Source organism: Antrihabitans stalactiti, assembly GCF_012932915.1.
In the GTDB taxonomy this organism is placed as follows: domain Bacteria; phylum Actinomycetota; class Actinomycetes; order Mycobacteriales; family Mycobacteriaceae; genus Antrihabitans; species Antrihabitans stalactiti.
This window is the reverse complement of sequence record NZ_VCQU01000005.1, coordinates 217,770-231,534: the sequence shown is the minus strand read 5'-3', so window position 1 is coordinate 231,534 and position 13,765 is coordinate 217,770. Positions and strand designations below refer to the sequence as shown.

Below are 13,765 nucleotides of genomic sequence, written 5' to 3'. Positions count from 1 at the left end.
AGACTCCCGCCATGGAAACGTGGGTGTTGCCCGCCCTGCTCGGCCTCGGGCTCGCGGCGGCGAGCGGCTTCCGGACCTTCCTACCTCTCCTGATGCTCAGCGGCGCAGCACATTTCAGCCTGTTCGGGATCGATCTGAACTCGTCCTTCGACTGGGTCGGGTCGACCGGGGCAGTAGTTGCGTTGACGATTGCGACTGTCGTCGAACTACTCGCAGATCTCGTGCCGTTGATCGACAACGTGCTGTCGGTGGTCGGAAATGTCACCCGCCCGATCGCTGCGGTCATCGCTGCCGGTGCCGTCTTCGTCCACCTCGACCCTGCGACCGCTGCCATCGCAGGCATCATCATCGGCGCGCCCACCGCGCTTGCGGTCAGTGGCGCTCAGACCAGTTTCCGCGGCGCAAGTACGGTCGGAACCGCTGGCATCGCCAACCCCGTCATCAGCGTGATCGAGGACGTGGTGTCGTTCTTCGTCTCCCTGATCGCCCTGATCTTGCCGCTATTGGTGCCGGTGTTGTTGGGCCTGCTGATCTGGGGCATTTGGCGCGGCTACCGCAGATTGCGTCCGCGCCCTTCACCACAACCCTCGTGAGTCTTTTAGGAGTCCATAGACTCCTAAAAGACTCACGAGCAGGTGGTTAGTGGGCGAAGTGGCGTGCCCCGGTGAGGTAGAGCGTGATGCCAGCCTCGCGCGCGGCTTCGATGACCAAGTTGTCGCGGACCGATCCGCCGGGCTCGACGATCGCGCGCACACCGGCCGCGGCCAATGCTTCGAGGCCGTCGGGGAATGGGAAGTAGGCGTCGGACGCACCGACGGACCCCTTGGCCCTGTCACCCGCGCGCTGGACCGCCAGATGCGCGGCATCCACTCGGTTGACCTGGCCCATCCCCACACCTACGGACGCGCCGTCGTGCGCCAGGAGGATCGCGTTGGACTTGACCGCTCGGCAGGCTCGCCACGCGAACTCGAGATCGGCGAGCGTCTCTTCGTCGGCTGCGGCACCGACAGCGAGCGTCCAGTTCGAGGGGTCGTCGCCATCGGCGTCGAGCACGTCACGCTGCTGTAGCAACGCGCCACCGGAGATCGGCTTCAGCTCGCCGCCGCCGGGCCCGGGCGGCTCCGCCAACAGCACTCGCACATTCTTCTTTCGCGCCAACACCTCGACCGCGCCGTCCGCGTACGACGGCGCGACGATGACCTCCGTGAAGATCTCGGCGACCTGTTCGGCCATCTGCACCGTGACCTCACGGTTGCTCGCGATCACGCCACCGAACGCGCTGACCGGGTCGCAGGCATGCGCCTTCCGGTGTGCCTCGGCGATGTCGTCGGCGATGGCAATGCCGCAGGGGTTGGCGTGCTTGATGATCGCGACACATGGCGCTGCCTGGTCGAACGCTGCGCGCCACGCGGCGTCGGCATCGGTGTAGTTGTTGAACGACATCTCCTTGCCGTGCAGCTGCTCCGCCTGCGCCAGGCCGGGTGCTCCGCCGTCGGAGATGTACAGCGCCGCAGCTTGGTGCGGGTTTTCGCCGTAGCGCAGGACCGTCGATCGATCCCAGACGGCTCCGAGCCACGACGGGAACGGGCTATCTTCCGCAACGAGCACATTCGACATCCAGCTCGCAACGGCGACGTCGTATGCGGCGGTGTGCTGGAACGCCTTCGCCGCCAGTGCCGTTCGCTCGCCGAGCGTGAATCCGCCAGCGGCGACCGCGGTCAGGACATCGTCGTAGGACGCAGGGTCCACGACGACAGCAACGGACGGGTGGTTTTTCGCCGCCGCGCGCACCATCGACGGACCACCGATGTCGATCTGCTCGACGCATTCGTCCGGAGATGCGCCGGACGCGACCGTCTGCGTGAACGGGTACAGATTGACGATCACCAGCTGGAACGCCTCCACACCGAGCTCCACCAACTGTTCGATGTGCTCCGGCTTGCGCGTGTCGGCGAGAATGCCCGCGTGCACCTTCGGATGCAACGTCTTGACCCGGCCGTCGAGCGTCTCGGGGAAGCCCGTCAGGTCTTCCACCTTCGTCACCGGGATGCCGGCGTCGGCGATCTTCGCGGCGGTCGAACCGGTCGACACGAGCTCGACGCCTGCGGCATGCAGGCCGCTGGCGAGTTCGGTCAGCCCGGTCTTGTCGTACACGCTGACCAGTGCTCGGCTTACGGCTTTGCGTTCACTCACTGGGAATCAGGGCCTTTCGTCCATCGGAGATGACTCCTCGTAGGGCAACGGCGGCAACAACTTCCGCCAACAGTCGACGTTCGACGACCTTGATGCGTTCGTGCAGACTCGCCTCGTCGTCGTCATCGGAGACGGCAACCGTCTCCTGCGCGAGAATCGGTCCGGTGTCGATCCCGGAGTCGACCAGATGCACAGTCGCACCGGTGACCTTGACGCCATAGGCGAGCGCGTCGGCAACTCCGTGCGCGCCGGGAAACGACGGCAGCAGCGCAGGGTGCGTATTGATGATCCGGCCGCCGAAGGCTGCCATGAAGCTGGGGCCGAGGATCTTCATGAAACCGGCAGTGACGACGAGGTCGGGGACGTACGCGTGCACTGCTTCGGTGAGGGCGGCGTCCCATGCCGCACGGTCGGCGTAGTCGCCGAGCCTGACGCGAAAGCTCTTGATTCCGGCATCGTCGGCGTGGGTTGTCGCCGGGCAATCGCGGTCCACTCCGACGGCGACGATATCGGCGGGGTATCCCTCGACACGAGCTGCGTCGATGAGCGACCGCAACAGAGTTCCGGCGCCGGACGCCAGGACGACGATCTTCGCCGGAGCCGACGCCGACAACCGATCGGGTTCACGCACGTTGCTCAGCGCTCTACTCCTGGCGGAATCGGACGGACGTGGCCGGGACTTCGACCGTCTCAGAGCCTAGTCGGCGCCCTCGGAGTCACTCTTCGGCAGGTCCACGACTTCGGCGTCGACGATGTCGTCGGAAGGTCGAGCGGTCACCGCAGGAGCTTCCTCGACTACGACGCCTTCGATGGCCGGTGGGTCCGCGACAACAGCGACGGGGCTCGGCTCGTCGGCCTCGGCAGGCTCGTCGGAGTGCGCGCGACCGCGCCCGGTGACGAATGCGGCAGCGGGCGCAATCATGACAAGCCACCCGAATGCCAACGCACCGAACAACAACGACGCGGCACCGATGTGGCCGAACGATCCCAATGTCCCGCCGGAGACGAATGCCAGCACAGCCGCACCGACTCCGACGATGCCTGCGGCACCGGCGGCCGCCTTCGCGGCGACGAAACGGTCGGTGCTGGTTGCGGCACACTCACGACCGAGTTGGACTCCGACAATCACGGGTACGACGAGCAGCACCGGCCACCAGACTTGCGCCGTTCCCGTCGGGACCGCAGCCATGACCGGCAGGCCCGGCACGGGTCCACCGATGACTCCGAACAGGTTGACCGAGGCCGCACCGATACCGAACGTCCCGCCGGACACGACGGCAGCGGTTCCCACCACCACGTTGGGCAGGTACGCGATCGAGAGGACCGCGATACCGAGCGTGCCGACGAAGCCATCCGAGGTCGAGAGCAGGTCACGGACCGTCGACCACGCAGCCAAGAGGGAGACACCGGTGACGATCGCCGACCCGATTGCGAAGCGCCGGAGCGCGCCTCGGCTTGCCAGCGCGGCCGCGACCGCCCAACTCGGGATGTCAGCAGCGACGACCGCATGCCGCCAGGTTTTGCCTGCAACTCCGGCAGTAGCTCCGACGAGATGGACAGCGACGACCCATAGGATTGCCGCGAACGTGGAGGGCGGGCTGAGCGAGATGACGGACGATGCGTCCTTGATGACGGCGAGGCAGACAATCGTCACGATGAGCGGTCCGCCGACGGCGGCACCGACCACATACAGCACATCGCGTCGAGAGCTGTTTTCGTCGACCACATGGTTGGACGCCCTGGCGACGAGCCAGAGCAGGCCGAATGTGGGCAGGAGCGGCAGGATCCCGATGGTCGTGCTGCCAATGGTCAACGGGACCTGATGGAGAGCGAGCCAGGTCGCGGATATCGCGCCCGCCGTGCCGGTGAGATCGCTGTTCGCGGCGACCAGAGTGACGACGATCAACGCGGCGACCATGGTGAGGGTGACGACCGCGGGACGGAATGCGACAACCAGCAACCGCCTCCCGAGATCGGGGGTCAGTCGCGGCGGGTTCTCGGTTCTGGGGGGAGTCGACGACTCGAGAAGTGCACTCATCCTCCCGAGCGTGACACTTTCGTCGGCGCGCCTAGGTCAGGCGCGCCGACGAAAGGAGAACAGTCGGATTACGAAGGATCGCTACTCGGCGGACGGAATGCCTGTGTTGCGTCGTTCGGCGTTTGCTCGGGTGCGCGATGCTGCGGGGCTCCCTGACCGAAGTTCTGCGCCGAGCCGTAGGACTGCCCACCGGACGGCGGCGAGAACTGCTGCGTGGGACCTGCCGGACCACCAGGGCCCTGCGGGCCGCCGTAACCCGAGCCGAAACCCTGCTGCTGCGGGGGCTGACCACCGAAGTTGGATCCGCCCTGCGGCCCGGGGTAGCCCTGGCCCTGCGGCGGCTGCTGACCGAACTGCTGCTGGCCCGGTCCGTAACCCTGCTGCGGTGCATAGCCCTGCTGGCCGTAGCCCTGCTGGCCGTAGCCACCCTGGAACTGCTGCGCGGGGCGTGGTGCCGGCGGCTTGATGATTCCGGCGTCGAACAGCACCACCGCGACGGCAACTGCCGCCTGGACGAAGCTGAGGAACAAGACGATCCAGATTCCGGACTTCTTCTCCCCGTCGACGGCGAGCGCAACGAAGAGAAGCGTGATGAACGCGACGACCGACGCGGCGGCTGCGACGCCCTTCCAGTCCTGCTTGGGCAACAACGACAGACCGGCGAGGACACCACCGAACAGCAGCAGGCTCACGACCGGGAAAAGCGTCGATTCGAAGAAGTTCGCGGTGATGTCGCCATATCCGCTGACCGGCAGGAAGCCGAGGAGGAAGTTCAACACACCCAGTCCCGCGACGCCCGCCGTCAGGAAGAACGGCAGATCCTTGGTACCGGTGGATGGGGGCTGCTGCTGGGCCGGTGAACCGTACCCGGGACCCCCCGTCGGGTTAGACATGGTCTTGCTCCTATTCGCGTTCTCGGACTCGGATATTGGGCAAACGCTACTGCACAAACACCAGTAATGACCGAAGGCCACCCCCGGCATTCGAACGCACGGGGGTGACCTTAGCCGATCAGTCTTTCGTCAGGCCTTAACCGCAGCCTGCTGCAGGATCTCGCGGGCCAGAGCCGCCGTTTCGGACGGGGTTTTACCGACCTTGACGCCTGCTGCTTCGAGCGCATCCTTCTTGCCTTGGGCGGTGCCCGACGAGCCCGACACGATGGCACCTGCGTGGCCCATCGTCTTGCCCTCCGGTGCGGTGAAGCCGGCGACGTAGCCGACGACCGGCTTGGTGACGTTGGCCTTGATGTAGTCGGCCGCACGCTCTTCCGCGTCGCCACCGATCTCACCGATCATCACGATCAGCTTGGTGGCCGGATCGTTCTCGAACGCCTCGATGGCGTCGATGTGCGTGGTGCCGATAACCGGGTCGCCACCGATACCGATCGCAGTCGAGAAGCCGAAGTCGCGAAGCTCGAACATCATCTGGTAGGTCAACGTGCCCGACTTGGACACCAGTCCGATCGGGCCCGTGCCCGTGATGTTGGCCGGCGTGATGCCGACGAGCGCCTCGCCGGGGGTGATGATGCCCGGGCAGTTCGGGCCGATGATCCGCGTCTTGTTGCCCTTTTCGACGTTGTAGGCCCATGCGTATGCCGAGTCTTGAACCGGGATGCCCTCGGTGATGACCACGAGCAGCGGGATCTCCGCGTCGATGGCCTCGACGATGGCGTCCTTGGCGAACTTGGGCGGCACGAACGCGATAGAGACGTCGGCGCCGGTCTTCTCGATCGCTTCCTTGACCGTTCCGAAGACCGGAAGCTCGACGCCGCCGTCATGGCTGACCGTCGTGCCCGCCTTGCGAGCGTTGACGCCGCCGACGATCTGTGTGCCTGCCTTCAGCATCAGCGCGGTGTGTTTGGTGCCCTCGCCGCCGGTGATGCCCTGGACGATGACCTTGGAGTCCTTGTTGAGGTAAATCGACATCTTTTCCAGTCCCTACTTCGAGGCGAGCTCGGCGGCCTTGTCGGCGCCCTCGTCCATGGTCGTTGCCAGTGTCACCAGCGGGTGTGCAGCGTCTTCGAGAATTTTGCGGCCTTCGTCGACTTTGTTTCCGTCGAGCCGGACAACGAGCGGCTTGTTGGCCTCGTCGCCCAGGGTCTTCAGTGCGCCGACGATGCCGTTCGCCACTGCGTCGCACGAGGTGATGCCACCGAAGACGTTCACGAAGACGCTCTTGACCTGGTCGTCATTGAGAATGACGTCGAGGCCTGCAGCCATGACCTCGGCGGACGCGCCACCACCGATATCGAGGAAGTTCGCGGGCTTGACCCCACCATGCTTCTCGCCTGCGTAGGCCACGACGTCCAGCGTCGACATGACGAGCCCCGCACCGTTGCCGATGATTCCGACCGCGCCGTCGAGCTTGACGTAGTTGAGGTCGTTTTCCTTTGCCTTGAGCTCGAGCGGATCCGTCGCGTCTTTGTCTTCGAACTCGGCGTGGCCGGGCTGACGGAAGTCAGCGTTGGCGTCGAGTGTGACTTTGCCGTCGAGGGCGAGGATCTCGCCTGTAGGCGTCCGGACCAGCGGATTGACCTCGACCAGGAGTGCGTCTTCGCCCACGAAGACCTCCCACAACTTCTGGATGGTCACTGCGGCCGCATCGAGTACCTCGGCGGGCAGGTGCCCCTGCTCGGCGATGCTGCGCGCGAATGCGAGGTCGACGCCCTGCACTGCGTTGACCGCAACCTTGGCGAGCCGTTCCGGTTTCGTAGCCGCGACCTCTTCGATCTCCATGCCGCCTTCGACCGAGCACATGGCCAGGTAGGTCCGGTTGGTGCGATCGAGCAGGAACGAGATGTAGTACTCCTCGGCGATATCTTTCGCCTCGGCGACGAGCAACTTCTTGACGACGTGGCCCTTGATGTCGAGGCCGAGAATGTTCTGGGCGTGCGTGAACGCTTCGTCCGCGTTCGCCGCGTACTTGACGCCGCCGGCTTTGCCGCGCCCGCCGACCTTGACCTGTGCTTTGACCATCACAGGCTTGCCGATTTCCTCGGCGATCTTGCGTGCGCCTTCGGCCGTGTCGGTAACCCGGCCCGCCGACGAAGGAACTCCGTGCTTTTCGAAAAGTTCTTTCGCCTGGTATTCGAAGAGATCCATCTTCTATGTCCACCGTCTCGTGTGCTTTTGACTCCGCTCGCAGGTAGGAGCGTGGTTCGGACTCTAGCTAGTGGGGCAGGCCGCCAAACGACCGCATTCATGCTATGTGGTCCAGCTCACTGTGGTGCCATCAGTGCCTATTGGCTGAATGTCAATTGGATTTTCTCATTGGCTTCGCGCTGGTTGCCGGTGCTGCGCGGTAAGCGAGGACCGCCGTCGCCGCCAGAAAGACCAACGCGACGACGGTGACTGGCACCGCAAGCCCCATCGTCGGTACGTGGACCCGATCGCGAGTGAGTGGCCAACTTGCCAGGTAGATCAACATGCCGACGGCGGCGCCGACCACGAGCGCACTTCCCCGAGCGGGTCGCGACGACGCAGCGAGCACCACTGCCACGACCACAGCGACCCCGAAAATTGCTTGGCCCCACGTATCCCAACCCCACGAACGACCGAACGATGCCGCGCTGGCGTCGGTGCCGCGATACAACGGCAGTCCGAGCGCAATGATGGATAACACCGCACCGGTGAGCCCTACCGTGAGGATTCTCATGTTCGGTTCGATCTCGCGCGAGCGGTCCAGCTCGTCGCGTTCCGCAGACCCCGCACACCATGCGAGCACGCCTGCGCCGATGGCGACCACGACGCCGAGCGCGACCGCGACCGAACCCGGCCCGACTCCCACGCCGTCGATCTGGTGGCCGCCGACGGTAGCTTGCAGAACTCCGGACGACGCCATGACGGTTGCGACGCAGAGGACGCCGAAGGCCGGCCGAACGGCGGCCGCGAATTCCGACAACAGCAGCCACACGGCACTCACCACGAGCGCGACCGCGCCGACGAGCGCCACGCGAGTCGCGAAGATCTCCGGATCCGCGCTGCCGGCCGGGACCGAGACGATGGGAAGTAGCGCGCCGATTCCGATCAGGAGGGCCGCCGCGATCCCCGCCGCGCCCGCGAAGATGTGCCACCGTGTGACCGTGAACGAGCCGGCCCACTCGTCGACACGGGCCCGCAACCGGTCGGACCGCTCGGTCGCGGCACGGTCGTCCCGGATACGGACCACGACACCGAGCACTGCCCCCGCGGCGAGGAGGGAGACGGCGCCCACGGTCGCGGTGACCGTCGCACGGGTCGGCGCCAGCCGATCGTCTTGAATTCCGGCGAGCAGCCGCGCAGCAACAAGCCCGAGCGCGCATGCCGCGGCGCCGACCACGCTGCCCGCAGCGACCGCCGGCGACGCGGAGGCCAACGCCGAGGCGACGACGACGAAGAGTGCTGCCGCAACCAAAAGCGTTGCGATCAAAATCAGTTGGTTCGAGTCGAGCGCGGGCAGGGGCACGATCAGCGGATCGGTCGACCTCCACGCTGCGGGGAAGAGCGAAAAGGCGAGGGCGACGACCGCACAGGTCACCGTGGCCGACCAGGCAAACCCGGCCCGGGCGGCGACCGGGCTGCCTTCCAATTCGGGATGCGGCGCTGCGCCGTAGGCGTCGTCGAGCGCCGCGCGGTGCACCACGAGGCCGCCCAGAACGCCGGCGAAGACGCCGAGCAGATGACCGAACAAGACGACGAATGCACCGACGCCGCTGTCGAGCGAGGCCGCCGAAACCGGCCGCAACAACTCGAACCGATTGGCGTTGATCGGGTCTTGCACGAGCGCGATATCGAGTACGACCAACCCGAACGAGACCGCTCCCGCCCCGGCGAGCAGTCCGCCCGACAACTCGGGGCGTCCCACGGCGTACGCAGTGGCAGCGACGGCTGGGATGGCGACTGCGATCAGGCCTGCGACGAGCGCCGCGGAGAGAACCGCGCCCGGCGCATCCGACCCGGCGACAACACCGAGCAGCGGTGCGAATGCAACGAGGATTCCACCGACAACGGCGACGGCTACCGAGAGCGCATCGAGGGTGGGGAGCCGACGTGCGGATAGGGGTTGGCTGGGCGTCGGCACACCGGTGACGCTACGTCCCGCGGCCGACACACCGCTTTCTAGACACGCCCGAAATGTCTCGAGCAGGCATCGTGGCATTGGACGTTCTGGACATATTCCGAGGTTATTTTGTGATCAATCTCACATATCTGGATTGAACCGCCGGTTGGCTTGCGCTCGTTGCAATCGTTTCGTTACCGTCGCCGAGGTCTAAGTCACAACCAGGTCACACCAAGGAGGACGGGTAAGCCTTGAGCCAGCACCGCACTCCGTTCAAAGCCGGTCGATTCACAAGCGAACTCTCGAACGCCACAGCGTCGACATTCGGAACGACCGAGCATCCTTCTCGTTATCAAATCGACGGCGAGCAGCGTTACAACTCGAACGGATACAGCTTCCTCACCGTCTCAGGTGAGCGGATGGAATTCGAGGGTTGGGCAACCGATCCAGAAGGATTCTCCGCAGTCACACCGGTCGACGCTGAAGAGCCCGCAGCGGAGCCCTCCGGTCGCCGCCGCGGCGGCGCGCACCGCCTTCCCGCACCGCCCACCGCCCTCAAGGGTCGCGCAGCAGTAGTCGCAGTCGCAGCGGGTGCGGTCGTCGCAGCCGGTCAGGCCGCACTCACCGCCACGTCGCATGCGGATTCGCCGTCGTTGGCTGGCGTGGACGTGAATTCCGAAGCAAGCGCTCAGGCTGCTGCTACCGCTGTACCCCAGGCTTCGCAGTTCCTCGGCACCACCGACGCGGCAAACGTCAGTGCGGCGACGACGAACGGTCCGCAGGTCCTCGAGATCGCGGCCCCGGCGGACAAGAACCAGTACAGCGCCCTGCTGGCAAAGGGCGAGAAGTTCGCTCAGGACCGTGCAGCGAAGGAAGCGGCAGCACGCCGCCCGCTGTACTCGCCTTTCTCGACCGGCACCTTCACGTCCGGCTTCGGTGCGCGGTGGGGCACCTTGCACGCAGGCGTCGATCTCGCCAACGCCATCGGTACGCCGATTCTCGCCGTCGCGGACGGTGAAGTGATCGAGGCCGGTCCGGCGTCGGGATTCGGAATGTGGGTCCGCCTGAAGCACGCAGACGGCACCGTGACGATCTACGGCCACATCGATTCGGCCACCGTCGTCAAGGGTCAGCATGTGCTGGCCGGCGACGAAATCGCCAAGATGGGCAACCGCGGCTTCTCCACCGGTCCGCACTGCCACTTCGAGGTGTGGCTGAACGGCTCGCAGAAGGTCGATCCGCTTCCGTGGTTGGCGCAGCGCGGCATCAGCCTCGGCGTCGAACGCGACTGACTTCACACTTACGAAAGCGCCCGCTCCCGGAAACGGCAGCGGGCGCTTTCGCGTTGTTGTGGCAGTTTCTAGAGCTTGACCATCGTCGCGCCGAAGCCCGGCATCACGCGCACCTTGCCTGCCGTGCCGAAATCGACCGTGACAGTCGGGTGCTGCCCGAGAGTGTCTTTCGAAATCACCGTGCCAAGTCCGTACTTGTCGTGTGTCACGCGGTCACCGACCTCGAACACCGGGACCGGCCCACGGTCGCGGATCGAACTGGGCGACGGCCGAGGCGTACCGCCGCGCTCAGAGCGCCAGCCCGGACGCTCGGACCGCGTCGTCCAATCACGAGGCGTTCCGCGCCCGGTGGCTCCGCTTCCGAACGTCTTGCCTGGATCGAGCCTGCGCCAGTCGATCAGCTCGTTCGGGATCTCCTGTAAGAAGCGTGATTCGGGATTTTCCACCGGCTGGCCCCAAGCTGAGCGAACCACGGCTCTGGTGACGTAGAGGCGCAACCGGGCCCGCGTAATGCCTACGTAGGCGAGGCGACGCTCCTCCGACAGTTCGGCCGCATCGCCGAGCGCGCGCATATGAGGGAATTGGCCGTCCTCCCAACCAGTAACGAACACGACGGGGAACTCGAGCCCCTTCGCGGTGTGCAGGGTCATCATCGTGACCATGCCTTCACCGGAATCGGGAATCTGATCCGTATCGGCGACCAGCGATACCCGTTCGAGGAATGCAGCCAAGGACCCGGGCTCCGCCTCCCCGCTGGCCTCCTGGGTACCTTCCGCTTCGGCCAACGCGGCGTTGTTCTGCGCCTCCGAGCTGAATTCCCTTGCGACGCTGACCAGTTCGTTCAGGTTGTCGAGGCGGGCACCGTCTTGGGGATCGTTGCTCGCGGCGAGCTCGGCGCGGTAGCCGGTGCGGTCGAGTATCGCTTCGACCACCTCGCCGACATCGAACGAACCGTCCTCTTGTTCACCGACTGTGCGCAATCCGGAGAGTAGGTCGAGAAAGTCGCCGATCAGGCGCTGAGCACGGGTGTTCAGCAGGGGCACTACTCCCCCGGCAGCGGCTTCCAACGCCTTGGCGAAGCTCACGTTCTTGCGTTCTGCATAGACGGCGACGCAGGCCTCAGCTCGATCGCCGATGCCGCGCCGGGGAGTGTTCAGGATGCGACGCATGCTGACCGTGTCGTCTCGGTTGTCCAAGACCCGCAGGTAGGCCACGACATCGCGGACCTCCTTGCGTTCGTAGAAGCGCACGCCGCCGACCACCTTGTACGGCAGCCCGCGCCGGATGAACTTCTCTTCGAGCGCGCGCGAGGAATTGTTGGTTCGGTAGAACACTGCGATGTCGCTGTATTTGGCTTCGCCCGCGTCCGAAAGACGATCGATCTCTGCCGCGACGAACGACGCCTCGTCATGTTCGTTGTCGGCGACATATCCCGTTATCAGGGCGCCGTCACCGGAATCGGTCCACAATTTCTTCTCGCGCCTGCCTGCATTGCGAGAGATGAGCGCGTTGGCCGCAGACAGAATGTGCTGGGTAGATCGGTAGTTCTGCTCCAGCAGAATCGTTCTCGCGTCGGGATAGTCGCGCTCGAATTCCTCGATGTTGCGAATGGTCGCGCCGCGAAATGCATAGATCGATTGGTCCGCGTCGCCGACCACGCACAGTTCACCCGGGGGTATATCGCCTCCGGTTCCCACCAACTCACGAACCAGCGCGTATTGAGCGTGGTTCGTGTCCTGGTATTCGTCGACGAGCACGTGGCGGAAGCGGCGGCGGTAGTACTCCGCCACCTGTGGGAACCCTCGCAGTACCGCGACCGTCTCGCCGATGAGGTCGTCGAAATCCATTGCATTCGCAGCCCGCAGGCGTCGCTGATAGATCGTGTAGACCTGGGCAACCAGCCGTTCGAGCGGCGTGCCCTTCTCGGCGTCTGCGGTGGCGCGCTCCGGATCGATCAGTTCGTTCTTCAGGTTCGAGATGCTCGTCGCCAACAACCTGGCCGAGAACTTCTTGGTGTCGACCTCGAGATCGTTGCTGATCATCGTGAGCAGTCGCCGGGAATCGTCTGCGTCGTAGATCGAGAAGTTCGAGTTCAGCCCAGGTAAGAGGCCCGCTTGGGCACGCAGAATCCGAACGCAACTCGAATGGAAGGTCGAGACCCACATGTTTCTGGCCCGCGGCCCCACCAGCCCGATAACCCGCTCGCGCATCTCGGCCGCAGCCTTGTTCGTAAAGGTGATCGCCAGCACTTGCCCGGGCGTGACCCCCCGCTCCGCAAGCAGATAGGCGATCCGGCGGGTGAGCACAGCAGTCTTCCCGGACCCGGCACCTGCAACTATCAGCAGCGGTGAGCCCGTGTGGACGACAGCTTCTCGCTGCTGCGGGTTCAGCCCCTCGAGCAGCTTCGTTGCGGCATCGGGTTCTTTCGGTACGCTCGTCTTGGAACCGTGGGGAGGCGAGTTCGTCGGCACAATTGTCATCGCCCAACAACGTTACCGGCGATGACCGACAACAAACCCGCCTAGTCCACTTAAGGTAACGGACGTATCACGGCCTGATAACATGACGCAGGTCAAGCGGGGCGCGGCATATTGCGATTGCACGGGGGGAGGCATCGAAGTTCCGACGACGTTCTGAGCGCAGGGAATCTTGTTTGCGTAACTACCAACCCGTGGCACACTTGGCTTCATGATCGGAGTCAGGGTCCAACTCGGAGCGCGATACCAAGCCCGATATCGCGTCAGCGCCGCTTTTACCTGACCAGTCCACGCACCTGGGTCTACTTCAGATTTCAGGTCTGTTTGTGGAGAGGACCGTGGATCAGTAACAACACGCAGAATTTGTGCGATCCACGTTCTGACACGAGGAGATGAAGATGAGCAGCCCAACCAAGACCACAGGCTCCGGTTCGTCGATGCCACAGAGCGAAGCAGAGATCGAGAAGCTCCGTAAGGAGATCGACGAACTCGACGCGACGATCTTGGCTGCCATCAAACGGCGGACAGAGGTTTCTCGCATCATCGGTCGAACGCGCATGGCTTCCGGCGGCACCCGCTTGGTGCACAGCCGCGAAATGAAGGTCCTCGAGCGGTTCAGCGAACTAGGCCAGGAAGGCCACACGCTGGCGATGCTGCTCCTCCGCCTCGGCCGCGGGCGCCTCGGTCACTGATTTTCTCTCCCGTGACGCCCGCAGGTCGCACGGCGA

11 protein-coding genes are annotated in these 13,765 nt (G+C 64.9%); 3 read left to right on the top strand and 8 right to left on the bottom strand.

Going from position 1 to position 13,765, the window contains the following annotated elements; all coding sequences use genetic code 11:
- Positions 1-11 precede the first annotated feature (11 nt).
- Positions 12-593 (top strand): DUF4126 domain-containing protein, encoded by a 582-nt coding sequence (locus FGL95_RS16170; RefSeq protein WP_169588606.1) that lies wholly within the window; start codon positions 12-14, stop codon positions 591-593.
- 46 nt (positions 594-639) lie between these two features.
- Here the strand turns inward: FGL95_RS16170 and purH are convergent, their stop codons facing one another.
- The 7 genes from purH to FGL95_RS16135 all read right to left on the bottom strand — a co-directional run bounded on the left by purH (position 640) and on the right by FGL95_RS16135 (position 9,289).
- On the bottom strand, positions 640-2,193 hold the full coding sequence (purH, locus tag FGL95_RS16165) for a bifunctional phosphoribosylaminoimidazolecarboxamide formyltransferase/IMP cyclohydrolase (RefSeq protein ID WP_169588603.1): 1,554 nt from the start codon (positions 2,191-2,193) through the stop codon (positions 640-642).
- Positions 2,186-2,833 carry a phosphoribosylglycinamide formyltransferase gene (purN, locus tag FGL95_RS16160; protein ID WP_169589105.1) on the bottom strand — a complete coding sequence of 216 codons (648 nt, stop codon included), beginning with the start codon at positions 2,831-2,833 and terminating at the stop codon, positions 2,186-2,188. Before purN ends, purH begins: the two co-directional genes overlap by 8 nt.
- 57 nt (positions 2,834-2,890) lie before the next feature.
- Positions 2,891-4,231 carry a cell division protein PerM gene (locus tag FGL95_RS16155; protein WP_169588601.1) on the bottom strand — a complete coding sequence of 447 codons (1,341 nt, stop codon included), beginning with the start codon at positions 4,229-4,231 and terminating at the stop codon, positions 2,891-2,893.
- Between the two features lie 68 nt (positions 4,232-4,299).
- On the bottom strand, positions 4,300-5,124 hold the full coding sequence (locus tag FGL95_RS16150; protein ID WP_169588599.1) for a DUF5336 domain-containing protein: 825 nt from the start codon (positions 5,122-5,124) through the stop codon (positions 4,300-4,302).
- A gap of 129 nt (positions 5,125-5,253) precedes the next feature.
- Positions 5,254-6,156 carry a succinate--CoA ligase subunit alpha gene (gene sucD / locus FGL95_RS16145; RefSeq protein WP_169588597.1) on the bottom strand — a complete coding sequence of 301 codons (903 nt, stop codon included), beginning with the start codon at positions 6,154-6,156 and terminating at the stop codon, positions 5,254-5,256.
- Positions 6,157-6,168: 12 nt separating this feature from the next.
- Positions 6,169-7,332, bottom strand: coding sequence for an ADP-forming succinate--CoA ligase subunit beta (gene sucC, locus FGL95_RS16140; protein WP_169588595.1), 1,164 nt, complete (start codon positions 7,330-7,332; stop codon positions 6,169-6,171).
- Between the two features lie 151 nt (positions 7,333-7,483).
- Complete coding sequence (locus tag FGL95_RS16135) at positions 7,484-9,289, bottom strand: hypothetical protein (RefSeq protein WP_169588593.1); 1,806 nt, start codon at positions 9,287-9,289, stop codon at positions 7,484-7,486.
- A gap of 230 nt (positions 9,290-9,519) precedes the next feature.
- Between FGL95_RS16135 and FGL95_RS16130 the strand changes: the two genes are divergently transcribed.
- Entirely contained in the window at positions 9,520-10,560 is a 1,041-nt protein-coding gene (locus FGL95_RS16130; RefSeq protein ID WP_420838054.1) for a M23 family metallopeptidase, read from the top strand.
- A 68-nt stretch (positions 10,561-10,628) separates the two neighbouring features.
- Here FGL95_RS16130 and pcrA read toward each other — a convergent pair whose 3' ends face one another.
- Positions 10,629-13,040 (bottom strand): DNA helicase PcrA, encoded by a 2,412-nt coding sequence (gene pcrA, locus FGL95_RS16125; RefSeq protein WP_169588591.1) that lies wholly within the window; start codon positions 13,038-13,040, stop codon positions 10,629-10,631.
- Between the two features lie 395 nt (positions 13,041-13,435).
- Between pcrA and FGL95_RS16120 the strand changes: the two genes are divergently transcribed.
- Entirely contained in the window at positions 13,436-13,729 is a 294-nt protein-coding gene (locus FGL95_RS16120) for a chorismate mutase (RefSeq protein WP_169588589.1), read from the top strand.
- Positions 13,730-13,765: the final 36 nt, after the last annotated feature.

Excerpts from the sequence above, each read along its gene's own strand:
- FGL95_RS16170 (WP_169588606.1), top strand. The coding sequence starts at position 12 with ATGGAAACGTGGGTGTTGCCCGCCCTGCTCGGCCTCGGGCTCGCGGCG.
- FGL95_RS16120 (WP_169588589.1), top strand. The coding sequence starts at position 13,436 with ATGAGCAGCCCAACCAAGACCACAGGCTCCGGTTCGTCGATGCCACAG.
- sucC (WP_169588595.1), bottom strand. The coding sequence starts at position 7,332 with ATGGATCTCTTCGAATACCAGGCGAAAGAACTTTTCGAAAAGCACGGA.
- pcrA (WP_169588591.1), bottom strand. The coding sequence starts at position 13,040 with ATGACAATTGTGCCGACGAACTCGCCTCCCCACGGTTCCAAGACGAGC.
- sucD (WP_169588597.1), bottom strand. The coding sequence starts at position 6,156 with ATGTCGATTTACCTCAACAAGGACTCCAAGGTCATCGTCCAGGGCATC.
- FGL95_RS16150 (WP_169588599.1), bottom strand. The coding sequence starts at position 5,124 with ATGTCTAACCCGACGGGGGGTCCCGGGTACGGTTCACCGGCCCAGCAG.
- FGL95_RS16155 (WP_169588601.1), bottom strand. The coding sequence starts at position 4,231 with ATGAGTGCACTTCTCGAGTCGTCGACTCCCCCCAGAACCGAGAACCCG.